We start from the raw sequence: 22,516 nt of genomic DNA, 5'->3' as shown, positions 1-22,516 counted from the left end.
CCTTGGCCTTTTGGCCTTTTGGCCACGCTACGCGAACGGCCACGCTACGCGAACAACCTTGGCCTTTTGGCCTTTTGGCCTTTTGGCCACGCTACGCGAACGGCCACGCTACGCGAACAACCTTGGCCTTTGGCCACGCTACGCGAACAACTCCCTACTCCCTACTCCCTACTCCCTATTCCCTATTCCCTATTCCCTGTTCCCTTTACTCTATATAATTTTAAACGCCAATTTGGCGAAACATTTTTGGCAGTAATAGTAATAATAATAAAACACCTTAAGCAGACAGAAAATGAAAATTGAATATTTAGAGTTTACGGAACAAACAAAAACCGAGACAGACCAGATTAAAGGAGCACTTGCTCCACTGCTCGTATCAGCTGGAATTGGTGCTGCATCAGGAGCAGCTTTTCAGGTAGCATCCAACGCTATTTCTGGTAGACGCCTAAGTGATGGTGTTTTCCAAGCAGCAGCAGGAGGTGCAGTTACAGGAATGTTTAGTCCAGTCTCTACCATTTGGAAACCGATAAAATTTGCTCAACCATGGATACAAGGCTATCGACGAGGCATTGAGCCAAAGTCAGTTTGGCGTCCAATGGTCGGTGGAGGTGCTGGTGGATTACTCCATGGAGCCTTAAGTCATTAAGGGGTTTTGTCAGTATTTTTTGTCAGTATTTTTTGTCTGCAGCGTGTGATTATTCGTCAGTCAAAAGGTCAAAATTTAGTAAGGGTGTACAGCTGTGCGCCCTTACAACTTTCTACCAATACCTTTTGGTAATAGGTAATGGCTAAGGATACTAAGGGAGGATGGGAGCATCGAGAGTAGATATCATGTCATTTTGTAAAAGGTTATTAAAAAGATGATTATTGACGCAGCCTTCAACCGCCTATCTTTAGATGGCGGATGAAGGCAAGGTAGCGCTTTTAAGCGCCGTCTTCATCAATGAGTATTGTGATGAGGGTCATTAATATATTTCATAATGACTTTAGAACTGACACTACCTGCGGTTGTGTGAAAATATGAACGAGTCCACAAGCTTGGAAGCTTCAGCAGGTGAGGAAATTCTCGTCTTAGATAACACGATGACCTACCTTTGAAAGCTTGCACAACCTGGTTAATAGAATAATTGGGCTGATGACAAACGAACAAGTGAATGTGGTCGGGTGCTATTTCAACGGCTTTAATTTCCCATTCTTTCTCAATAGCCAATTCATAAAATATTTCTCGGAGAGCGTGTTGCGAAATCCCCGATTAGGACAGGTTTCCTCCTCTTGGGAATCCATACTAGATGAACACACGCCAATCCCACTGAATGGTTATGATGCTTGTATTTTATAGACTTCCGTCTCATTGTTGAGTTGTTTGGCGAATCCTATCGACAACTAGATGGTACTGTGCTATGTTGATAGCAGCAAGCAAACAACCATATTGACTCGGTCGAATCAATGCTAGTTTTAGAGTACAAAGTCAAAGCCAAACAAGCTCAATATCAGGCTATTGATGAAGCCATCATGACAGTTCAATTCATTCGCAATAAGTGTTTGAGGTACTGGATGGATGCACCCAGAGAAGCCAATATATTGCGTTTTGACTTAAACAAGTACTCAACAGAACTACGCAACGAATTCATTTTTGTTAAAGACCTTAATTCTATGGCTTGTCAAGCATCTGCTGAACGGGCGTGGTTGGCAATTTCTCGGTTTTACGACAATTGCAAGTATCATAAACCAGGAAAGAAAGGATATCCCAGATTCCAGAAAGACAACCGCTCTGTTGAGTACAAAACCACGGGTTGGAAGCTTCACCACACAAAGCGGCGTATCACTATTACTGATCAAAAAGGTATTGGTGAGCTGAAGCTTTTAGGTAAGTGGGATATTCATATCTATCCTGTAAAATCTATCAAGCGAGTTCGTTTAGTACGTCGGGCTGATGGCTATTATTGCCAGTTTTGTGTTGATATTGAGTGTGTTGATGCTCAGCCCAAAACAGGTCTTGAGATTGGGCTAGATGTTGGTCTGGAGTTTTTCTATACTGACTCCAATGGCTACCAAGAACCTAATCCCAGGTTCCTAAGAATTGCTGAATCTGACATCAAACAGGCTCAACGTCGCATCTATAAAAAGCAGAAAGGTTCGATTCGACGCCGTCAAGCCAGAGCTAGATACTCCAGAAAACACTTGAGAGTAAGTAGGCAACGGAATGAACATGCCAAGAGAGTGGCGCGTAACGTTTGCAAATCTAACGATTTAGTAGCCTATGAAGACTTAAGGGTTAGCAATATGCTCAAGAACCACTGCTTAGCTAAGTCAATCGCTGATGCTAGTTGGTATCAGTTCAGACAGTGGATAGAGTACTTTGCTGGCAAGTTTGAGAAACTAGCTGTTGCTGTTCCACCACACTACACTAGCCAACAATGCAATCAGTGTAAACGGGTAGTCAATAAATCTCTGTCTACTCGTACTCATGTCTGTCAGTGTGGCTGTCAGTTGCATCGGGACACCAACGCGGCTATCAACATTTTGCAGAAGGCAAAATCTAGGGTAGGGCATACCCGAAGTAACGCTAAGGGAGTAGCAACCTCTACTTTGCTTGGGGCAACCCTGGTAGAGCAAGTAGCTACGGTGAACTTAGAATCCCCGTCGCTTTAGCGCGGGGAGTGTCAATGCGAAGATTATTAATTGGAGGAACTGCAGGTTTGCTTGTGCTAGTATAGCACTACGCGCATACATTAGGACATTTTTTGAACCCTGCATCTACACATTCTCGTACAGTATCAAATTCAATAATTCTTTGTTTCATCCATGTTTTTAAAACAGCCCACCAATTCTCTATTTTATTCAAATCTGGTGAATAGCGATGCAGCGCGGTCTTGGGAAGGCAGCGCGGTCTTGGGGGTTTCCCCCATGAGCGACTGCATCAAGAGAAGCTGGTAAATACCAAATTTCGCATCCGGCTTCTTCAACAATTTCTCTGATATATTCTCCTTTATGAAAACTGGCATTGTCAATAATAATAATATCTCCTGAATCTAAGTTAGGTATTAAACAGTGTATTAACCAATTTTAAAATAAATTTCTATTACATGAACCCTCAAAAGTTAAAGGAGCCAATAATTGGTTCTCTTTTAAGGCAGATAGCCAACTCACTCTTTCTGTTCGTTTTCCCGACTTCAGAGCATAAAATCTTTGTCCTTTAAGACTATAGCCATAGGGGTAATCCTCTCTATTATCGAATCCAGCTTCATCTACATAAACTTTTCTGGTGTTTTCTATTTCCTCTAGCTTTTTGATAAATTCTTCTCTTTTCTGCTCATCTCGTTCTCGGTAACCCTAAGTTTTTTTTGCGCGTAAACCCCAGTTTTTTGATGGCATAACTAACATTTTGTTGTGTCACGTTATTTCCCAAAATTTCAGCCATCTGTTTTTGGGTTTTGTCACTATGTTCTTCGACAAATTTTCGAAATTTTTCGCTCGTCGGTAATTTTGGGGACAGTTCCTACTCCTACAGGTTGACTAGCTTGATAGTCTCCTGTTTCTCTTTCTTTTTTTAGCCAGAGATCCAAGGTATTTCTACTAATTTTAAAAAAACGGCTTACCTCTATTTTTTTTTTCCTCGTTTAACGGCTTCGATCGCTTTTGAACGCAAATCGTAACTATAGGGTGCAGGCATACTATTTACAATTATTCTGATATTCATTATTCTATCATAGTATTGTCCTAACAGTAGCGCGTAGTGCTATATTATTAGATATTTTGGCTTATCCTCTGTATCATCAAGAGCCAAATTCTCTAAATTGGTTTGAGCAAATGTTGATTAAAGTAGATTACCAAACAATAGCACTACAGGAAGACATCGTTACTTATTTAGTAATCGCAGTACAGGATGGGATTCGGCTAATGATTGCAGTATGTCTATCCCTGACTCTAGTTGAAACTGTGGTGATAAAAAGGAAAGGTTGATTATTATTTTTTAAAGGGAACAGGGAATAGGGAACAGGGAACAGGAGAGCAGGAAATAGGTAATATAGCGCTACGCGCAAGTCAGAAGTCAGAAGTCAGAAGTCAGAAGTCAGAAGTAAGCTATGACTAAGTTTCGGAGTTTAGGAATGTCAAACATCTGAATGCGTAGTGCTATAATGAAAAAAAATCTGTAGCTGATAGGCAATTTCTCAATAACCGCTGGTTGACAGATTGGATCAGCAATTTATCAGGCAGGGCTACCCACCAGTCCATGCTCTATAGCCTTTTGTCGAATCAAATCTGGTAAGGGGGGGATTTTGTCATCCCCTCGCAAGCGAGACAGTAAATACGCCCAAAAACAAATCCCTAATTTGCGACAGGTCTTTTTCAGACCAATCATGGTATCTCTGGCTTTTCGTCCGGCCTCAGAGCGAGTGCCACCACTGATTTTTCGACGGGTCACAAATTCTCTGATGTCAGATTCGGCGGCATTATTGTGCAAAGGGATATTGGGTTTGTCGAGCACCCGAAGCAATTGCTCCTTGTTTTGTCTAAATTGGTTCAATGCGTTGCTCAGAGTGGGGTGGTGCAGATAACACCGACCAAAGATTTCATCAAAGCGAGCAGATAGGTACTGCTTTTGCTCGGCACTCGGGTGATCTTGATAGGCTTTTAACTGTTGGTAGTACTCCCATAGAAGGGTTTGGACTTCCTCAATGTTCTCTCGAAACTCAGCGGTACTCCCCTCTAATTTGCGGATGATTCGTTCACCATGAACCCAACACAACCCATGAATGAGAATATTGAACTGTCTGGCTCCATCTGAGAGAATCAGCAATTTTCGGTTAATGCCACTCTCGATTAATCCACCCAGCAGAGCGGCTTCGGTCACCCTCTCTGCGACTTTGGTCTGCACAATGCCAATCGACTCTAAATAGTTCTGCCATTGCTCAGGGTTATTCCCTAGAACCGTTGAACCAAAGCTCAATCGGTTCATATGCTTGTCGGCTAACTTATAGGAAGCGTGCATATTGGTGGGCATCCTGATTGAGTACATAAATCGGGGCATTGCCTTGTAATACCGATAAGAAGTTGCGTCGAGTCTTGCGGGGGGTGCTCGCAAAGAAAGTAAACCATTCATTGCCAATCACCGTGCAATACCCGTTCTTCCCACTGTGTCGTGCTCCGGTATCATCGGTGTGAACATACTCTGAGAATTTTAATCCTGCCCCTAAAACCGATGCCTGTTCAGTATGAAACACATCTATATTTGCGCTGAGGATAGAATTGATTTGACCGACCGATATCTCGATACCCCATTCCAGTAGCTGCTCATGAATCAAAGGTTGCGTCACTCGATTGTGATAGTACTGGTGCAAGATATATCCCACTAGTTGCGGGCCATAATGTCCAGAATTGCTGATACTCTGACGGTAATTGACCACTGATTACCCCTCCATCTGGTAACACATATTCGGCTAAAAAGAAGCGGATGTTATTTCTTTCTATGCGAAGTTCTTGAACATCATATTCTCGGTATCCATTAAATTTTGCCCCTTCTGGCAGTTGAGAGGGTTCTATTTTCCATTCGGTGTCCACCACGAAGCTATCTTTCTTACTGCGTTTGGCTGAACCCGGACGTTTACCTTTCCTTTGCTTAAGTTCTAGCTGCTTCTCTTCATTGAGCTTACTCGCACTAAGTTGAGGCTTTTTATTCAGTTTCTTTTTAGCTAGTAACTCTTCCTCCAATTCACGGATGCGCTTGCTTAACTCTTGATTGTGCTTGGCCAGTTCCGCTATCGTTTCAGCTTGTTGCCTGATAAGCGCACGCAGCTCCTCGACCTCATGAAGGTCGGTGAGTTGTTCATTTTTTACTTGCACAGAGTTTTCAGACATACCTTTGTTTAACCAGATTTATGCACTCTTGACAAGGGGGCCTACGTCAATACCTATCTCTTTCACCCGACAGCGGTTATTGAGAAGTTACGCTGATAGCTATGATAAATACTAAAATTTAAATTTACAGCAGCTTATAAAAAAAATAAATACAGCGTTTTTCATAACTATAATGTACACGTTTTTTTTACCCCGTTTCCTCTTCTCTGTTCCCTGTTCCCTGTTCCCTGTTCCCTGTTCCCTAACACCAAATAATTTGTAACTTACCGAATTGCAAACCGCTGTAAATGAGGTAACCTGATGACTTTGAGAACTGATCCAAAGGATGATATTACCGAAACTCTTAGGCAAATGATTGGGGAGATCATCCCAACAGCCTATGAAACCAATCGTGCTGAAGCCTGTCTATCTACTTTATCTTTCCAAAGCATAAATTATCCAGAAAGACACATTTGGATTGACACAGATGGTGATGGAATAGCAATTGATTTAGAAGACTGGCAGGATCAAAGAGAATGGGATAATGCTGTTGCTCGGATTACTGTCGAGGCTACAGCAGAAGTCGTAGATATCGTCAAAACCTGGCTTTCTGGAGATAAATTGGACAACTATTCTAATCTTAATAAAGACTATAAAAGAGTTAATAAAATAGCCACTATCTCCAATTAATAAGCATGATCAAATGCGCAAAGCCTGAATTACCTGCCGTTTCAATTCCACAAATTCCAGGGTTAGCTTTGTATCCAGAGTACGAACAGTGGGTAAGTCAATCATAATCTTATCCCGGATACAACCGGGATGAGCTCCCATCACATAGATACCCTGGGATAAGAACACCGCTTCTTCTACATCATGGGTAATCATCAAAACGGTAATATGGGTCTTCTCCCAAAGTCCAAGGAAAAATTCCTGCAATTCCTCCTTAGTTTGGGCATCTAAGGCTCCAAAGGGCTCATCCATCAACAGCACTTCTGGTTCATTAGCCAACGCTCGTGCGATCGCAACCCGTTGTTTCATCCCCCCTGACAGCTGTTTGGGGTAGGCATTAGCAAAGCGGCTTAGACCGATTACATCCAAATAGTAAGCAATCCGTTCTTGGGATTCCCCCTTAGGGCGTGTTTTCAAAGTTTTCCGCAAGATTATGATCCCCCCCAGCCCCCCTTAAAAAAGGGGGGAGCCATACTCAAAGTCGGGTGCATCTCCTAAAAGTTGTTTGACAAGGTGGTGCGTTACGGGGCGGGCTGTCTAAACCCTGACTACGAGGCGGAAAGCGATGCAGCGCAGTCTTGGGAAGGCAGCGCGGTCTTGGGGGTCTCCCCCCGGAGACGAAACCTTAGACAGGCTCGCCTTTATGGTTGGTCGGCTATGCACAAAAGGGGTAAAACTTATTGATTAAGGCGAGCCTGTCTTACGGTAACTTCTAACCATGAGCGACTGCCGTGGTTTCCCCCATGAGCGACTGCATCAAGACAATGAGGCTCCCCCTAACACACCCTACGCAACTTTTTTACAAATATGAGATGCACCTTCAAAGTCCCCCTTTTTTAAGGGGGATTTAGGGGGATCTCCGAGGCAAGAAAACACGCCCTAGGCAATCGTTGTAAAGCACTACACATTAAGATGTTTGACATTTATAAACTCCGAAACCTAGTCCTAGCTTACTTTTAGGTGCGACCCGTGGCGAATTTAATTCGCCTAGCGATGCAGCGCGGTCTTGGGGAGGCAGCGCGGTCTTGGGGAGCCAGTGCGGTCTTGGGGGTTTCCCCCATGAGCAACTGGCGTGGTTCCCACGGGGCTGTGTGCGGACGCAGGTTCCGCACACAGACCCATGCGCCATGAGCGACTGCCGTGGTTTCCCCCATGAGCGACTGCATCAAGACAAGGAAAGCGCACCTTTGACTTCTGACTTGCCTGTGGCGCTATAACCTCAGACCAAAGCCGATATTATCAGGAGCAGGTCAAATTAGTAGAACAAATGTACTAAAAAAACTCATGACTGCTACTCAATCCCCGAAAACACTGTAGTTCAAGGGTCTGCATAAGTGACATGCTCCCTGAGTTTTTCGTCAGATATGAGTTTTATGAGTTTTTTTATGAGCTTTTACATGAGTTTTATGAGTTTTTCTATGAGTTTTTCTAGTATGTCAAATTCATATAACAAATTTAATAAAAAACTCATGATTGCTACTTTAGCCCCGAAAACACTGTAGTTCAAGGGTCTGCATAAGTGACATGATCCCTGAGTTTTTCGATGAGTTTTTCGATGAGTTTTTCGATGAGTTTTTCGATGAGTTTTTTTATGAGATTTTACATGAGTTTTATGAGTTTTTCTATGAGTTTTGGGAGTATGTAAAATTCCTATAACAAATGTACTAAAAAACTACTGCTACTGAAGCCCCGAAAACACTGTAGTTCAAGGGTTTGTAGTTCAAGTGTTCTTACAAAATTGACCTGCTCCCCAAAGATTCGGCGCTTTGTGACATGCTCCCTGAGTTTTTCGTGAGATATGAGTTTTTCTATGAGTTTTTCTATGAGTTTTTCTATTAGTTTTATGAGGTTCAGAGATATAAAACAGGGCTACTATTATTTTGTTCTCACAAATTGATGGGGAGCAAGTCTATGTTCCAGAACAAATGAACTATGTACCATAGGAGCTTGGCTTTTACCCATGAGGGGGCTATAGCTTTAGTACAAATGTTCTGCATAAGTGACATGCTCCCCAGAGGACTTATACAACTAGCACATTTTTTGACTGTTATTAAATGTGCTTTAGCAAAACCAAAAAAAAGGAGTAAATTGATGCTAAAAGTATTCCAGCGTTTTACTGTCATACTTTTATCGGTTACATTGATTTTTGTTTCCCTAGCAACGAAACCCGCGCTAGCTAGCGGTGATGAACCCAAAATCCTAACAGAGGTATATATACTTGAAACTGAAGATTTATATCAAACAACCTTGCATAAATTTAACCATGAGCAACTAATAGTTCCAAATCTTAGTCATAAATGTACTGATGGCAAAACTGATGCTATTAGTTTTTATGTGAATGAGTTACCGTTGTTTGATAATCTTCCTTTGCGAGGAGGTTTAGCAGAAGGTTTGACTACACTTGTAATCGGTGAAAAGAAAACTTTTCCACCAAATGATGACATTGGATCTGCAGATACACGAGTTATACCTGTAATAGAAGGTCAAAACATTAATGATATATTAAATCATCAGATTGAAGGCTCGGATATAGATTTTTTAGTTTTTTCTCCTGAAGAGGTGGGTCAGCCGGGAATGACTTGTCAAGATGTGCAAGAATTAAATATAACTGGAAAAACGGAAAAAATACAATTTCTTTTCGATTCTACTGGATTGGAATCGCTGTTTAGATCTTTTGATATAACCATGGAACCCACAGATGAACCAACCCTATTTGTAGTTGTTGCTCAAATTGAAAGGTAATCTATGGAGTTTTTTAATGCATTAGAATAGGCGGATTTTTCACTACGTACTCAGTGATAGAAGTCAACCTATCGGAAATTTACTGATAATTAATACATATCATTACATTGCCTAATTTATATCATTTTAGGCAATGTTTTTTTAAGTAAATATTATCAAATAACCTTGAAAACTGCTATACAGCCTTAACTTGTCACCAGTTGGATTGACACAGATGGTGATGGAATAGCAATTGATTTAGAAGATTGGCAGGATGAAAGGGAATGGGATAACGCTGTTGCTCGCATTACAGTCGAGGCTACAGCAGAAGTCGTAGATATTGTCAAAACCTGGCTTTCTGGAGAGAAATTGGAGGGAGCATGTCACTTATGCAGAGCATTTGTACTAGAGGTAGATTATCTGTTGTCTGCTTTATCTAAATAAAACATAAAAGAGACTGTTGATCGGCACTTATGTCCTACACTGTGAAGTGCGGAGCGATGTGCTATTAGTATTTTGAATAGAGTTGAATTTAATGGGCGAGTTCTATTATAATCCCTCAACTAGGCCAAATCTGTGAATAATTTCATGAGTTTTGGGATAATTCACAGGTCCGATAAGAGTGAGTTTTCTCGTTAGTTAATGAAGCGTGTTTTTACTGAAAACCTGCTTAAAGATTGTTATTGAGATAAGCACATCGATGTTTGAGAACTTGAGGCACATTTTCAGGTTTCCACTGTGCTCCAGAAATCTTCAGTCGTCGGTCAATTTGTTTAACTGTAGATTCAACAGCTCCTGAAGCAATGGAACAAATTGAATTCTCTTGATAGTATTTATAGTTAATAATACGCTCTCGATGATTCTGTAAATAATTACAGAAGTTTTCGGCTTGTTTTTTAGTCAAAGCAGAAATCAAGTTAAGAGTTTCATCAACGTTACCTAACCACAATAAACTTTTAGCTTTTTTCAATCTTTTCAGTGAACCACCGACCTTATGTAAATTTTCAACTAAGTGAAACCAATCAATAATTTCCCGTTTTTTTCCTGGACAATTAAATTGTTTAACAATATTCCAAATCCCAGGATGCCCGTCTCCCAGGCAATTCAGTGGGTTTGATAACCGTTGCTGATTCACCCAATTTATTAATTCCTCATTTTCTAAAAACCAAGCTTTTCTCGTGGATTTATTCACACAGATTGCCTTATAATCTTTCCAGAGACAAGGTTCTCCTTTTTTTGGCGTTCTTAACCTTACTTTTCCTCCATCTACACTCACTTCTTCAATATCTTTACTACAGTCATTGTCAGGAAATTTATAGCGATGTACTAGCCTTTGTTGTGTTTTGGCTGAGATTTTAATTCCTGTATAGTATTCAATATCTCTGGCAGCATTCTCATAAGATACATTGGCGCTTGCTCGAACACAACACTGCTCTAAACAGGGACTTATTCTTTGGTTAGTTTCGAGATTTAATCGGATGGCTTGCTTTTCGGTTATTGGTAGTTTTCCAATGATACTCTTTAATGTTCTCAGTCTTCCGGCCTCGGTTTTTGTCGTTTCTTTGATAAAAAAAAACCGATTTTTGGTGTGATCTAATCTAAAGTTTTCTCTCTCACAGTTTCTTCTATTCCCGCCATTGTGTCTAGTTTGGTCGGATCAGAGTCCTCATAAAGAATCTTGGCAATTGCTTGAAGATACTCGTTGAGCTCTTTTTGCTTTTCAGGGGTCATTTTGGGATTAATTCTTAATTTTTTAGGTAGCCAGACATAGATAACATCAATTTCATCATTTTGTCAAGTAGTTCATTTGTTCTGCAAGTTTGACCTGCTCCCAAATTGGACAACTATTCTAATCTTAATAAAGACTATGAAAGAGTTAATGAAATGGCGTTGCTGAATTAAGGAATGAATGCGGGATCATCTGGTTTTGGTCAAGCCCCCTAAATCCCCCAATTTTGGGGGACTTTTACCATCAAATTGATTCTTGTTCCCCCCAAATTTGGGGGGCTAGGGGGGCAAAACTATACCCATAATCAGCAACGCCAATAAAATAGCCACTATCTCCAATTAATAACGATGATCAAATGCGCAAAGCTTGAATTACCTGCCGTTTCAATTCCACAAATTCCAGGGTTAGCTTTGTATCCAGAGTACGAACAGCCGGTAAGTCAATCATAATCTTATCCCGGATGTAACCTGGATGAGCTCCCATCACATAGATACCCTGGGATAAGAACACCGCTTCTTCCACATCATGGGTAATCATCAAAACAGTAATATGGGTCTTCTCCCAAAGTCCAAGGAAAAATTCCTGCAATTCCTCCTTAGTTTGGGCATCTAAGGCTCCAAAGGGCTCATCCATCAACAGCACTTCTGGTTCATTAGCCAACGCTCGTGCGATCGCAACCCGTTGTTTCATCCCCCCTGACAGCTGTTTGGGGTAGGCATTAGCAAAGCGGCTTAGACCGATTACATCCAAATAGTAAGCAATCCGTTCTTGGGATTCCCCCTTAGGCAATCGTTGTAACCTCAGACCAAAGCCGATATTATCAGCAATGGTTAGCCAGGGAAATAGGGTATAGTTCTGGAAGACCATGCCCCGATCCCGACCAGGACCTAAAACCACCTCACCATCTACCTTTACATGTCCTTTAGACGGAGGAATTAGTCCAGCGATAATGTTGAGCAAGGTTGATTTGCCGCAGCCAGAGGGTCCAACTATACAGACAAATTCATTGGCTTCAAGATCGAGATTAATATCCTTTAGCACTACCAATTCTTCCCGTCGGTGGCGAAAACTTTTGGAAATATCACACACCTGTAGCTTAGGCAAATTGTGATTATTGGTCATTTTAAAAGGGTGCATCTCATACAGTAGTTTTGAATTGGGTAAGGTACAAATTCTTGGGTTTTAGGGAGCAGGGAGCAGGGAGCAGGGAGCAGGGAGCAGGGAGCAGGGAGCAGGGAGCAGCTAAGAGCTAAGAGGTAAAAAATCTTGTGTACCTGATAGTTATGAAAAACCCTGTAAACCTTGGCCAATAGGCCACGCTACGCGAACAACCTTATTAAACCTTGGCCAATAGGCCACGCTACGCGAACAACATTCAACATTCAACATTCAACATTCAACATTCAACATTCAAGCTGATTCAACCTTATAGCGTTTCTAGGACTCATGAGGTACACATTATTTTTATCCTCTTCCCTCTTCCCTTCCCCTCCTGGGAGGGGTTAGGGGTGGGTTCCTCTTACCTGCTCCGAAGTCCCTGCTCCCTGCTCCCTAAAAACCAGAAATTTGTACCTCACAAGTCGTAGAATTGCTATATTAAACCTTTAACGCTCAACAAATTGCTCCGACCAAGGAACAGTTAAGCGGAAAAGCAACCTAAACCCAAAATCCAGCATTAACCCAATGAGTCCAATGACTAAAATACAAAAGAGCACTTTATCTGTCTCTAGGAATCGTTGAAAATAGATAATTTTGAAGCCCAAACCATTTTCAGCAGCAATTAATTCCGCAATCACCAGAAAATTCCAGGCACCAGCAACATTAACCCGCATCGTATCAATAATATTTGGTAGAGTTGCTGGTAGAATCACTCGAAATAATACATCAACCCGATTCGCTCCCAAAGTGTAAGCTACATTCAGCATTTCATCAGGGATAAACTTGACAGCATCAGCAATCATTATCGCGTTGTAGAACACAATTCCCAAGAAAATAATTATGATCTTTGCGGTTTCACCTAAGCCTGCCCACAGAACAATTAGAGGCATAAACGCCGCCACTGGCATATAGCGTACAATACCGACAATCGTACCAAACAGGCTCTCCATGCTGTAGAATGTCCCCATGGCAATGCCAATGGGAATACCAACTACTGCCGCAAACAGAAAACCAACTAGCACACGGGTAAAACTGGCGATAATATCAGTCAGTAACTGCTCTTCTGTCAACATCTTCCAGCCAGCTTTCAGGACAACCATCGGACTTGGCAAGAATCTTGGGTCTACTAATTCTTGATAGCTTAGGAAGATCCAAACTAGCAGGGGTACCACTAAAGCAATGATGCTAAGCAGGAAACTGAGCCAGCCAGGAAAACCCTGACGGATACTCCAAAATACGGATGGTCGTAGATAACGTTTGCGGGGAGAAGATATAGGTTGTGGCACAGGGGTCTTAACTGACAGCAGATTTACTTAATGTGTAATGTTTCTAAAGCAGCTTTAACAAATTTCGGTTCCAGAAATTGCTCCATATCAGGAATAGTATCAATCTTGCCTTGCTTTGCCAAAAACCTCGCCATATCCATCAACGGCTCCAGTAAGTAGGAATCACTCTGCTTATTTCCTAGCATTTCCAGATTGGCACGAGCATCTGGGAGACTAATCCCTTTTAGATCAGCAGCTAGGGCATCCGGCTCAATTTTCAACTCCTTCGCTGCGATCGCTAACCCTTCCGATGGATATTGATTGAGAAACCCTAGTCCTTTGAAAACCCCTTTGACAAAGGCTTCCACCGCCTCTGGGTTGGCTTCGATATACTCAGTGGCAAACAGATAAACATCAGTAATCGCTGTTGGTATTTGGGACGAGTCATAGATAATGCGTCCATCAGGTTGAGCCAAGTTAGCCTGTTTTAGGAATGGTGCATAGGTAACAGCAATGTCCACATTCCCCACCTGGTAAGCTGCTGCTGCCCCCGCTGGATCCACGTTCACCAAGGTAACATCAGCTTCACTCAACCCAACTGCTGTCAGTACTTTTAGTAGAAAGAAATGGCTAACTGCCCCTTTTTCAATAGCAATCTTCTTGCCCTTAAAGTCCTTAATGCTACTAATACTGTTGCGGGCTAAGATGCCATCTCCACCAACGGAGTTATCCTCTACCAAAACAATCCGATAGTCTTTGCCCTTAGTTGCCAATAAGACTGCTTCAGACGTTACAGGAGCAATAGCATCCAGTTTTCCTGCTAAAAAGGCAGAGATATAATCGGGATTATACCCAAAGGTTTTCAGGTCAACCCTTAGCCCCAGTTCCTGAAAGAAGCCTTTTTTGAGCGCAATCAAAAGAGGAGTTAAACCAATCCAAGTGGTCACCCCTAGAGAGAAAGACATCGATGGGCTAGGCTTAGCATCACCCAAGTTATTCCCAGAAGAGGTTTGCTTTGGGGGAGTACATGCCCCCAGGATAACGGTGCTGGATGCGAAGATTAGCCATTGCAGAGTTTGACGCCTTGACCACAACTTGAGTGTTTGTACAACCATATCATCTTCCGTTATATCCGTTACATGGGTTAACCCATCCGTTTCCAGTTAACTTTTCCTTGAAGACGGTATCAAAAGTAACAAATTGTCAGTTTTTTGGGGTGAGGGGTTGCACCCCTCATTATTTGTGTTATATTTAGATCAGTAGATGCACCCTGATGATTAAGAGAGCCGCAGTTGTGACTCTCTTATTTTTTTTTAGGGTCAGAGGGGAAGAGTGGGAAGAAGCAGACCAGAGGAAAGAAATTTGGTGTGTGCCTCACTAGAATTTGGGTAGGCTATGCATTGACTCAAAGTTACTATTAACAGTCAACAGTCAACAGTCAACAGTCAACAGTCAACACTTTGAGTAATTTCTGCTAGATCTTCATTGACTGCAAGCTCAAAAAAATACCCAAAAATACGGTTTTGGCAACTAGAGATGATCCAGGAAGATAAAGCTGAGTACTTTTATACCTTCTCAAACTACCATCCTCTGTACTCTAACAATCCGATTTGATTCGTCAAATAAATTATTCCTGTGAGCATCATGCTCGTGCAGGCAAAATTGCTGTGCTAAGGTTCATAATTATAGCACTTTTTATCAATGTAGTTCAATTAAGGGTAATAAGTTATAAAAAAATGATGAATAATATTAATAAGTTGACGTAACAACAATTAATTAAAAAAATAAATTAACTATTATATCTCTTGCAAAAGTATTTTTATGATAGTGTTTGAATCAATTCTTGTCCACTGTTCCCTGTTCCCGTCTTGATGCAGTCGCTCATGGGGGAAACCACGGCAGTCGCTCATGGGGGGGACCCCCAAGACCGCGCTGCCTCCCCAAGACCGCGCTGCATCGCTGTTCCCTGTTCCCGACTTCTGCAAGAAGTCTATTAAAAATCAACAGTATAAACTAAGTAACTTAACTATGATTAATCCTGAACAAAACCATCCTCCTATAATCCTGGTGGCCGATGATGATATACAAACGCGGACAATGCTGCGTAAAATTATGGAAAATGAGGGATATAACGTCGAAGATGTAGGGGATGGGGAGCAGTGTCTGGCAACTTATACTGAGCTAAAACCGGATATAGTCTTACTGGATGCTATGATGCCAGTGATGGATGGGTTTATGTGTTGCGCCCAAATCCAAAAGCTACTTAAAAATGAATCAACACCAGTATTAATGATTACTGGACTTAATGACCAAGCTTCCGTTGATTGGGCATTTGAAGTCGGAGCAACGGATTATATAACTAAACCCATCCAACCATCAGTGCTAAGGCAGCGTGTCCGTCGTCTGATCCAAGCTAATCGAGCAGAAAAAAGCTTACGGGAGAGGGAGAAACAATATCGTTCTGTGGTAGAAAGTGTTAAAGAAGTGTTTTTTCAAATCGATGCCACTGGACACTGGATATTTCTCAATTCCGCCTGGACTACTTTCACTGGCTTTACTGTAGAAGAAAGTCTCGGGAAAAATTGCCTAAAATTTATTGATCCTGATGATCAGGAACGTTATCAACAATTGTGGCAGTCTCTAGTCAAGGGTGAAAAGGATTCCTTTAAACATGAAATAAGATATGTTACCAAAACAGGGAAGTGCCGCTGGGGAGAGATTACTATTCATTCAAGCTTGATTATTGATGGTGTAGTTACCGGTTTTTCGGGTATGCTACAAGACACCACTGAACTTAGAAAAGCTCAAGCTTTAGAAAAAGAGAAAATCAAATTGGAAGCGGATATCCAAGAACGAGAACGTCGCTCAGAAATCATTCGCAAATCCCTAGAACAAGAAAAAGAACTCAGTGAACTTAAATCTCGGGTTATTAGTACGATATCTCATGAGTTTCGTACTCCAATGATGATGATTCAATCCTCTACTGAATTGCTAGCTAAGTACAGTGAAAAATTGTCAGACGATAAAAAACTGAAACATTTTCAACAAATTGGATGGGCAGTTGAACACATGAACCAACTCCTGACCAATGTAATTTTCCTAGATAAAACTGAATCAGGGGAACTTGATTGTCATCCTGAATACTTGAATCTAGAAAAACTATGCCAAAAAATCCTTAATAATTTACAGCTTACTTTAACTAGTGACTATAAAATAGATTTTTCCAGTCAGAGTAATTCTAGTCAAGTTAATTTAGATGAACAGCTAGTTGGACAAATTTTGACTAATATACTATCTAATGCGGTTAAATATTCTCCCCAAGGAGGCATCATTAAATTTGATGTATTTTGTCAGCCAGAAGAAGCGATTTTAACTATTCGGGATTCAGGGATTGGTATTCCGCCAAAAGAAAAGCAACGAGTGTTTGAATCTTTCTATCGAGCCACTAATGTTGGTGCTATAAAAGGAACAGGATTAGGTCTGGCTATTGCTAAAAAATGTGTTGAATTGCATCGGGGTAAGATTAACCTGGACAGCGAAATTGGTGTGGGAACAAAGTTTCAAGTAATCTTGCCATATTTGGCTTAGATGTTATAGCAGTTTTTAATTGGGTGAGGTAGTTTAGTAAGGGGAACAGGGAACAGGGAACAGGGAACAGGGAACAGGGAACAGGGAACAGGGAGTAGGGAACAGGGAGCAAGGAAGAAAATTCCCTATACTTGATTGCTCAAGAAAACCGCTATATTCAATGAACAAAATCACAACAATCCCCGACTTGTGAACAAGCCGGGGAAGCATAGTAGGTAATTGCATGGGTTCGATGCCCATTAAACTACCAATTAAATTTGGCTGTAACCTAAACTATTAGCTCCTCAAACATTGGATAAACGGGCTATTTATTAAGGATTCAGGATAAACATCAATATTAAACATTAAATATTAAACATTCAACATTCAACATTCAACATTAAACCTTAAACCTTAAACTTTCAATAAATCCTTATAACTGAGGTACATACTGTGGCTTTTCAGGCACATCGGTGTACTCAGCCACAATTTGACGGAACTCCTCACCTTCAATAGTTTCCTTTTCAATCAACAGATCCACCAATCGATCAACCGCATCTCGATTCTCCCGAATGATCTCTCGTGCTTCATGATGGCAATGTTCTACAATTTGACGAACTTGCTGATCAATCCGAGCAGCAACCTCTTCAGAGTACTCTGCCCTAGACATTAATCCCGCACCGAGAAAGACTTCTCCCTCTTGGCTTTCCAAGGACAGAGAACCTAAGTCACTCATCCCGTAGCGAGTTACCATTTGCCGTGCGATCCCAGTTAATTGCTGCAAATCACCACCGGCACCAGTAGTGACTTCAGCATGACCGAATACTTCTTCTTCCGCAGCTCGACCGCCTAACGCTCCAGTAATGCGAGCCAAAAGCTGAGCTCTGGTAATTAAACCTTGCTCTTCACTAGGAGTAAACCAGGTGAGACCTTGAGCTTGTCCTCGGGGAATCAGGGTAACTTTCTGTACAGGATCGTGATCCTTGACTAGAGTACCAATAATAGCGTGACCAACTTCATGATAAGCAATCAATCGCTTGTTCTTGCTATCTACCAGGGGAGTACCTTCCATCCCAGCCACTACCCGGTCAACCGCATCATTGATTTCCAGCATGGTAATCGCTTCTTTGCGACGGCGAGCAGTCAGGATAGCGGCTTCATTGAGGAGGTTGGATAAATCAGCACCAGTGAATCCAGGAGTCCGTCTTGCGATTACTTCGATGGAAATTTCTGAAGCCAGTTTTTTATCCCGAGCATGGACTTCCAAAATCTTAATCCGCCCTTTCAGGTCTGGGGGATCTACCATCACCTGGCGGTCAAAGCGTCCGGGACGTAACAGAGCTGTATCCAGCACATCCGCACGGTTAGTAGCCGCAATCACGATAATGCCAGTGTTTCCTTCAAACCCGTCCATTTCCGTCAGCAATTGGTTTAGGGTTTGCTCCCGTTCATCATTACCACCACCAATTCCAGCTCCCCGTTGCCGTCCTACCGCATCAATTTCATCGATAAATATCAAGCAAGGGGCATTTTCCTTAGCTTTTTTGAACAAGTCACGAACCCTAGAGGCACCAACACCTACGAACATTTCCACGAATTCGGAACCAGAGATACTAAAGAAAGGCACTCCTGCTTCACCAGCGATCGCTTTTGCTAAGAGGGTTTTACCAGTTCCAGGAGGACCGACCAGCAGCACACCTTTTGGTATTCGTGCTCCGACAGCGGTAAACCGTTCCGGTTGCTTGAGGAATGTAACTACTTCTTCGAGTTCCTCTTTGGCTTCTTCGATACCGGCCACATCATCAAACAGGACCCCAGTTTTCGCTTCCATCATGAACCGCGCCCGGGATTTCCCGAAATTCATCGCTTGACCAGGACCACCATTCATGTTGCTGGAGCGACGGAATAGGAAAAATAATCCCGCAATCAAGAGAATCGGAAAAATTAAATTCCCCAGCAGTCCCCAAATTGCTCCATCATTACGAGCGGGATGGGATGTCAGAGCAATATTAGACTCTCTGAGCTTAGAAATCAGTTCCGGTGCACTAATGGGAAGATCTACTCGCAGCCGTTGTAAGCGGTTATCAAGATCCACATCCACAGCTTCTACAATCGCTGTGCGACCACTATCATAGAGGTCAACACTAGTGACTCTACCGGAATCAATATAGTCCAAGAAGCGACCATAGGTCATGCGAGTACTGGCGGTATTACTACCCATATTCCCGGTAGTACTGGCAAATGTTCCCTGCCAAAAGAAAAAACCAATGACTAGGGCAGGTAATGTCCAGAGTAGGAGTATTCTCCAAGAAAATTTCATGTTTTATTCGCCTCTATTACTGGTAACGAATGCTGGTATCACCCTGTTAGGGAGGATCTGATTACAAAAGAACTCAAGATCAAAAATTGATTGAATACCCTAAAACCGTTTGCTTATAGTATGTTTGTATTTTCTGTCAATACCTTTGAGGGTTATTGACACATAACTGGTGATAACACAAGTTATTGTAACGTTATTTTAACTAAATTTAACATAACTCTCATCATCTGAGCAAGGGAGTTAGGATAAGCTCAAAAAAACAGTAGCGCGCCTGTGTCCCTCAGGCCTATTGGCAAAGGAAACAGACGCGCTAGTTTGATCTAAATCCTCCAAAAGGAGGATTTACTTTATACCAGCCGTAACCTATTAGGTTTTTACTAGTAGGTTTCTACGTGCCAGCGATGTGCTTTCTTCATTTGCTGTCGGTATGTAGTCCAATCTACATCCTCTTTAGCAGCTGCAGCGGTCAAAGCCTCATCAATACCACCTTCCATACCTTTTAATCCGCAGATGTAGGTATGGGTGTTTGGTTCCTGCATCAGCTTCCACAACTCGTCAGCATGTTCGGCCACCCTGTGCTGGATATACATTTTGCCCCCTTCAGAATTCTTCTGCTCACGGCTAATGGCATAGGTGAGGCGGAAGTTATCTGGGTTATTCTGCTGCATTGCTTCTAAATCATCTTTGTAGAGGATGTTAGGGGTAGTAGAAATACCAAAGATCAGCCAAGCCAAGCCCTTGAACTTGTAATCTTCGTGCTGCTCCTTAAACATCCGCCATAGGAAAGCGCGGAATGGTGCAATACCAGTGCCCGTTGCCATCATGATGATATTGGCATTGGGGTCTGATGGCAGCAACATCTCCTTACCCACCGGTCCAGTGATTTTGACATCATCCCCTGGATTCATAGTGCACAGGAAAGTAGAGCAAACACCGTTTACGGTTTCCCCAGTTTCGGGATGTTTGTACTGCAGCTGTCTGACACACAGGGATACTGTCTTATCATCCAGGTCATCGCCGTGACGAGTAGAAGCAATGGAGTACAGACGAAGCTTGTGGGGTTTCCCTTTGTCATCAGTACCATCGGGAATAATGCCAATACTTTGACCTTCGAGATAGCGCAGCTCACTTCCAGAAAGGTCAAATTTGATGTGACGGCAATTACCAATACCCCCTTCCCGGACTAGTTGTTCGTTTGATATACACTTACCAATGAAGGGGTTTTTGGGTCGATAGGTATTGACAGGGATATCATCTTTTGCCTTTTTGGGTTTCGCTTGAGTCATAGGCGTACTTGTGTTTTCTGACTGGGTAGGTTCTGTTTGGGCCACTGACCCATTCGCAGCACTACTGGATAGAGGTTTAATGCTGACAATCTTCCCTCCCATGCGAGCAATCCGCTGCATTTCCTGCTTCATGCGGTTATAGGGCACCGTCAACAAAACCGTGCCACTCTGACGAATCGGTCCATTTTGACGAAGACCGACTACCTCATAAAGGTAAGTGCGACTACCAAATTCTGTACTAGTGCTGGAATTAGTAGACTCGCTAGGACTAGACATTGCTTGTATTGCTCCAAACCAAACTGACTATGTATTGCTAACTATGTATTCCTAAGACTTGCCTTGGCACCACAAACGGACTCACGGTCGATGGGTGAGCGGCTAGCTAGTAATAACCCCGAATAATGCCTTATTAGCGTAACATTGTAAAGCTATGCCCAGTAATGTTTTTGGTTTATCAGGGAGAGAATTAGTGTAGAGGCACTGCTAGGCACTACTCTCAAGTTACATGATGAGTAACTCAAAAACTGTAAATCCTGAGTCAGTTTAATTTTTTCTTTAAAAAATGCCCAACAAACCTTAGCATAAGTACTAAGCGAGGTAATGCTACTGACAATCAGCCTTGTATAAGCAATCTGGTTTTGGTAGAATCCACTATGAGCAGCTAGTAGTAAATACTTAAGCAGAGCTTGGCTTTGGTCTTCCCTAGTGGTTAGTACTTAAGCGAGTGGATTTATGGTGGCATGTTATCAAGCACCACTATAAGCGTGTGTCAGATTGCTCCCAGGCTTGGGCTTTGGCTTACTGAAAACTGATTTGAGAATATGTTTTACGTTAGAGGGAAGATATGACCACAGATCTGGAGAGGGTGGTAGTTATAGGAGTTGCTGGAGACTCAGGATGCGGTAAATCAACGTTTCTCAAGCGTTTGACCGACCTATTTGGCCAGGAGTTCATGACGGTGATTTGTCTGGATGACTATCACAGTCTGGATCGCAAACAGCGCAAAGAGAAAAAAGTTACTGCCCTTAATCCTAAGGCAAATAACTTTGACTTGATGTATGAGCAAATCAAAGCGCTAAAAGAAGGTCGGGGCATAGACAAACCTATCTACAACCATGAGACCGGTGAACTTGATCCACCAGAGCGGATTGAGCCAAATAAAGTTGTAGTGATTGAAGGCCTGCACCCTCTTTATGATGAGCGGGTGCGTGATCTGGTTGACTTCGGCGTTTACCTAGACATTAGCGATGAGGTCAAAATCCAATGGAAAATCCAGCGGGACATGGCAGAACGGGGCCATCGTTATGAGGATATCCTAGCGTCGATTGAAGCTAGACGTCCAGACTTTGAAGCTTACATTGAAGTCCAGAAGCAATACGCTGATGTGGTCATTCAAATCTTTCCCACCCAGCTGCTTCAGGGAGAGGCAGCTAAGGAAAGCAATCTACTGCGGGTGCGCCTAGTTCAAAAGGAAGGAGTGAAAGACTTCGAGCCAGTTTATCTGTTTGATGAAGGGTCAACCATCGATTGGAGACCTTGTGGTCGCAAGCTAACCTGTGCTTATCCTGGCCTGAAAATGTACTATGGACCAGACAGCTACATGGGTAACGAAGTCTCTGTACTAGAGGTAGATGGTCAGTTTGATAACCTAAACGAGATGATTTACATCGAAAGTCACCTCAGCAATACCTCAACCAAGTACGATGGAGAGATGACTGAGTTATTGCTCAAGCACAAGGATTATCCTGGCTCTAACAATGGTTCTGGGTTGTTCCAGGTTCTTGTTGGTCTGAAGATGCGGTCAACTTATGAAACCTTGATATCCGCTCCAGCCAAAGTAGCAGCCAAGGTGTAGTATGGTCTACAGGAGCTGATGGAAACAATGTTTGCGTGACTCACATTC

The 22,516-nt window shown here is 42.4% G+C and carries 22 protein-coding genes and 3 pseudogenes; 10 read left to right on the top strand and 15 right to left on the bottom strand.

Translation table 11 applies throughout. The features are described 5' to 3' along the window. The first annotated feature begins 2 nt into the window (after positions 1 to 2). Together BJP34_RS39885 and BJP34_RS15010 are read left to right on the top strand one after the other, a co-directional pair. Complete coding sequence (locus BJP34_RS39885; RefSeq protein WP_149030992.1) at positions 3 to 218, top strand: hypothetical protein; 216 nt, start codon at positions 3 to 5, stop codon at positions 216 to 218. Positions 219 to 292: 74 nt separating this feature from the next. Continuing rightward, complete coding sequence (locus BJP34_RS15010; RefSeq protein WP_070393032.1) at positions 293 to 646, top strand: hypothetical protein; 354 nt, start codon at positions 293 to 295, stop codon at positions 644 to 646. Between the two features lie 294 nt (positions 647 to 940). On the opposite strand, the pseudogene tnpA reads toward BJP34_RS15010, so the two are convergent. Continuing rightward, a pseudogene (gene tnpA / locus BJP34_RS36850) lies at positions 941 to 1,352 on the bottom strand (IS200/IS605 family transposase). A 94-nt stretch (positions 1,353 to 1,446) separates the two neighbouring features. On the opposite strand from tnpA, the gene BJP34_RS15005 reads away from it, so the two are divergent. Further along, a complete protein-coding gene (locus BJP34_RS15005) occupies positions 1,447 to 2,652 on the top strand; it encodes an RNA-guided endonuclease InsQ/TnpB family protein (protein ID WP_070393031.1) in 1,206 nt (401 codons plus the stop codon). 67 nt (positions 2,653 to 2,719) lie between these two features. Here the strand turns inward: BJP34_RS15005 and BJP34_RS36845 are convergent. Continuing rightward, positions 2,720 to 3,673: pseudogene (locus BJP34_RS36845) on the bottom strand (IS630 family transposase). Between the two features lie 83 nt (positions 3,674 to 3,756). On the opposite strand from BJP34_RS36845, the gene BJP34_RS15000 reads away from it, so the two are divergent. After that, positions 3,757 to 3,963 carry a hypothetical protein gene (locus tag BJP34_RS15000; protein ID WP_070393030.1) on the top strand — a complete coding sequence of 69 codons (207 nt, stop codon included), beginning with the start codon at positions 3,757 to 3,759 and terminating at the stop codon, positions 3,961 to 3,963. A 247-nt stretch (positions 3,964 to 4,210) separates the two neighbouring features. Here the strand turns inward: BJP34_RS15000 and BJP34_RS46445 are convergent, their stop codons facing one another. From BJP34_RS46445 to BJP34_RS46435, 3 genes are read right to left on the bottom strand one after another with little or no spacing between them, the layout of a single operon-like run. Beyond that, positions 4,211 to 5,005: an IS66 family transposase gene (locus tag BJP34_RS46445; RefSeq protein ID WP_202972100.1), complete on the bottom strand. Its 795-nt coding sequence runs from the start codon at positions 5,003 to 5,005 to the stop codon at positions 4,211 to 4,213. Next, entirely contained in the window at positions 4,977 to 5,306 is a 330-nt protein-coding gene (locus tag BJP34_RS46440) for a hypothetical protein (protein ID WP_324611062.1), read from the bottom strand. Before BJP34_RS46440 ends, BJP34_RS46445 begins: the two co-directional genes overlap by 29 nt. Continuing rightward, entirely contained in the window at positions 5,296 to 5,859 is a 564-nt protein-coding gene (locus BJP34_RS46435; RefSeq protein WP_202972098.1) for a hypothetical protein, read from the bottom strand. Before BJP34_RS46435 ends, BJP34_RS46440 begins: the two co-directional genes overlap by 11 nt. A gap of 300 nt (positions 5,860 to 6,159) precedes the next feature. Here BJP34_RS46435 and BJP34_RS14990 point away from each other — a divergent pair, with 300 nt between their 5' ends. Further along, positions 6,160 to 6,528 (top strand): hypothetical protein, encoded by a 369-nt coding sequence (locus BJP34_RS14990; RefSeq protein ID WP_070393029.1) that lies wholly within the window; start codon positions 6,160 to 6,162, stop codon positions 6,526 to 6,528. Positions 6,529 to 6,537: 9 nt separating this feature from the next. On the opposite strand, the gene BJP34_RS14985 is transcribed toward BJP34_RS14990, so the two are convergent. After that, positions 6,538 to 6,984 (bottom strand): ABC transporter ATP-binding protein, encoded by a 447-nt coding sequence (locus BJP34_RS14985; protein ID WP_418904145.1) that lies wholly within the window; start codon positions 6,982 to 6,984, stop codon positions 6,538 to 6,540. 539 nt (positions 6,985 to 7,523) lie between these two features. After that, positions 7,524 to 7,733 carry a hypothetical protein gene (locus BJP34_RS39880; RefSeq protein WP_158517226.1) on the bottom strand — a complete coding sequence of 70 codons (210 nt, stop codon included), beginning with the start codon at positions 7,731 to 7,733 and terminating at the stop codon, positions 7,524 to 7,526. A gap of 925 nt (positions 7,734 to 8,658) precedes the next feature. Between BJP34_RS39880 and BJP34_RS14980 the strand changes: the two genes are divergently transcribed. Then, positions 8,659 to 9,309: a hypothetical protein gene (locus BJP34_RS14980; protein ID WP_070393028.1), complete on the top strand. Its 651-nt coding sequence runs from the start codon at positions 8,659 to 8,661 to the stop codon at positions 9,307 to 9,309. Between the two features lie 649 nt (positions 9,310 to 9,958). On the opposite strand, the pseudogene BJP34_RS14975 reads toward BJP34_RS14980, so the two are convergent. From BJP34_RS14975 to BJP34_RS43355, 3 genes and pseudogenes are all read right to left on the bottom strand, one after another. Then, positions 9,959 to 11,019: pseudogene (locus tag BJP34_RS14975) on the bottom strand (ISKra4 family transposase). Positions 11,020 to 11,368: 349 nt separating this feature from the next. Beyond that, positions 11,369 to 12,139, bottom strand: coding sequence for an ABC transporter ATP-binding protein (locus tag BJP34_RS14965; protein ID WP_070396684.1), 771 nt, complete (start codon positions 12,137 to 12,139; stop codon positions 11,369 to 11,371). Then, the gene (locus BJP34_RS43355) at positions 12,136 to 12,327 is read right to left on the bottom strand and encodes a hypothetical protein (RefSeq protein ID WP_158517225.1); all 192 of its coding nucleotides are present in this window, start codon (positions 12,325 to 12,327) and stop codon (positions 12,136 to 12,138) included. The genes BJP34_RS14965 and BJP34_RS43355 overlap by 4 nt, the downstream gene beginning before the upstream one ends. Before the next feature lie 33 nt (positions 12,328 to 12,360). Between BJP34_RS43355 and BJP34_RS39875 the strand changes: the two genes are divergently transcribed. Next, a complete protein-coding gene (locus tag BJP34_RS39875) occupies positions 12,361 to 12,603 on the top strand; it encodes a hypothetical protein (RefSeq protein ID WP_149030991.1) in 243 nt (80 codons plus the stop codon). Positions 12,604 to 12,621: 18 nt separating this feature from the next. On the opposite strand, the gene BJP34_RS14960 is transcribed toward BJP34_RS39875, so the two are convergent. Further along, entirely contained in the window at positions 12,622 to 13,461 is an 840-nt protein-coding gene (locus BJP34_RS14960; protein WP_070393027.1) for an ABC transporter permease, read from the bottom strand. A gap of 23 nt (positions 13,462 to 13,484) precedes the next feature. Continuing rightward, the gene (locus tag BJP34_RS14955; RefSeq protein WP_070393026.1) at positions 13,485 to 14,555 is read right to left on the bottom strand and encodes an ABC transporter substrate-binding protein; all 1,071 of its coding nucleotides are present in this window, start codon (positions 14,553 to 14,555) and stop codon (positions 13,485 to 13,487) included. 756 nt (positions 14,556 to 15,311) lie between these two features. Here BJP34_RS14955 and BJP34_RS48905 point away from each other — a divergent pair. Beyond that, positions 15,312 to 15,437, top strand: coding sequence for a hypothetical protein (locus tag BJP34_RS48905; protein WP_267876574.1), 126 nt, complete (start codon positions 15,312 to 15,314; stop codon positions 15,435 to 15,437). 31 nt (positions 15,438 to 15,468) lie between these two features. Further along, positions 15,469 to 17,028, top strand: coding sequence for a response regulator (locus BJP34_RS14950; protein ID WP_229424373.1), 1,560 nt, complete (start codon positions 15,469 to 15,471; stop codon positions 17,026 to 17,028). 33 nt (positions 17,029 to 17,061) lie between these two features. Here BJP34_RS14950 and BJP34_RS39865 read toward each other — a convergent pair whose 3' ends face one another. From BJP34_RS39865 to petH, 3 genes are all read right to left on the bottom strand, one after another. Next, complete coding sequence (locus BJP34_RS39865) at positions 17,062 to 17,253, bottom strand: hypothetical protein (protein WP_149030989.1); 192 nt, start codon at positions 17,251 to 17,253, stop codon at positions 17,062 to 17,064. Between the two features lie 187 nt (positions 17,254 to 17,440). Next, a complete protein-coding gene (ftsH2, locus tag BJP34_RS14945) occupies positions 17,441 to 19,327 on the bottom strand; it encodes an ATP-dependent zinc metalloprotease FtsH2 (RefSeq protein ID WP_070393025.1) in 1,887 nt (628 codons plus the stop codon). A 377-nt stretch (positions 19,328 to 19,704) separates the two neighbouring features. After that, on the bottom strand, positions 19,705 to 20,889 hold the full coding sequence (petH, locus tag BJP34_RS14940) for a ferredoxin--NADP reductase (RefSeq protein WP_070393024.1): 1,185 nt from the start codon (positions 20,887 to 20,889) through the stop codon (positions 19,705 to 19,707). A 568-nt stretch (positions 20,890 to 21,457) separates the two neighbouring features. Between petH and BJP34_RS14935 the strand changes: the two genes are divergently transcribed. Further along, positions 21,458 to 22,468: a phosphoribulokinase gene (locus tag BJP34_RS14935; protein WP_070393023.1), complete on the top strand. Its 1,011-nt coding sequence runs from the start codon at positions 21,458 to 21,460 to the stop codon at positions 22,466 to 22,468. Positions 22,469 to 22,516 lie beyond the last annotated feature (48 nt).

The organism is Moorena producens PAL-8-15-08-1 (genome assembly GCF_001767235.1).
In the GTDB taxonomy this organism is placed as follows: Bacteria; Cyanobacteriota; Cyanobacteriia; order Cyanobacteriales; family Coleofasciculaceae; genus Moorena; species Moorena producens_A.
The sequence above is the reverse complement of the archived record's forward strand: the minus strand, read 5'-3'. Positions and strand labels throughout refer to the sequence as shown.

Bases quoted from the DNA above. Each gene is read 5' to 3' on its own strand.
- BJP34_RS15010 (WP_070393032.1), top strand. From the start codon at position 293: ATGAAAATTGAATATTTAGAGTTTACGGAACAAACAAAAACCGAGACA.
- BJP34_RS15005 (WP_070393031.1), top strand. From the start codon at position 1,447: ATGCTAGTTTTAGAGTACAAAGTCAAAGCCAAACAAGCTCAATATCAG.
- BJP34_RS46445 (WP_202972100.1), bottom strand. From the start codon at position 5,005: ATGCCCACCAATATGCACGCTTCCTATAAGTTAGCCGACAAGCATATG.
- BJP34_RS46435 (WP_202972098.1), bottom strand. From the start codon at position 5,859: ATGTCTGAAAACTCTGTGCAAGTAAAAAATGAACAACTCACCGACCTT.
- BJP34_RS14990 (WP_070393029.1), top strand. From the start codon at position 6,160: ATGACTTTGAGAACTGATCCAAAGGATGATATTACCGAAACTCTTAGG.
- BJP34_RS39880 (WP_158517226.1), bottom strand. From the start codon at position 7,733: ATGCAGTCGCTCATGGGGGAAACCACGGCAGTCGCTCATGGCGCATGG.
- BJP34_RS14980 (WP_070393028.1), top strand. From the start codon at position 8,659: ATGCTAAAAGTATTCCAGCGTTTTACTGTCATACTTTTATCGGTTACA.
- BJP34_RS14965 (WP_070396684.1), bottom strand. From the start codon at position 12,139: ATGACCAATAATCACAATTTGCCTAAGCTACAGGTGTGTGATATTTCC.
- BJP34_RS14955 (WP_070393026.1), bottom strand. From the start codon at position 14,555: ATGGTTGTACAAACACTCAAGTTGTGGTCAAGGCGTCAAACTCTGCAA.
- BJP34_RS48905 (WP_267876574.1), top strand. From the start codon at position 15,312: ATGCAGTCGCTCATGGGGGAAACCACGGCAGTCGCTCATGGGGGGGAC.
- BJP34_RS14950 (WP_229424373.1), top strand. From the start codon at position 15,469: ATGATTAATCCTGAACAAAACCATCCTCCTATAATCCTGGTGGCCGAT.
- BJP34_RS39865 (WP_149030989.1), bottom strand. From the start codon at position 17,253: ATGCAATTACCTACTATGCTTCCCCGGCTTGTTCACAAGTCGGGGATT.
- ftsH2 (WP_070393025.1), bottom strand. From the start codon at position 19,327: ATGAAATTTTCTTGGAGAATACTCCTACTCTGGACATTACCTGCCCTA.
- petH (WP_070393024.1), bottom strand. From the start codon at position 20,889: ATGTCTAGTCCTAGCGAGTCTACTAATTCCAGCACTAGTACAGAATTT.
- BJP34_RS14935 (WP_070393023.1), top strand. From the start codon at position 21,458: ATGACCACAGATCTGGAGAGGGTGGTAGTTATAGGAGTTGCTGGAGAC.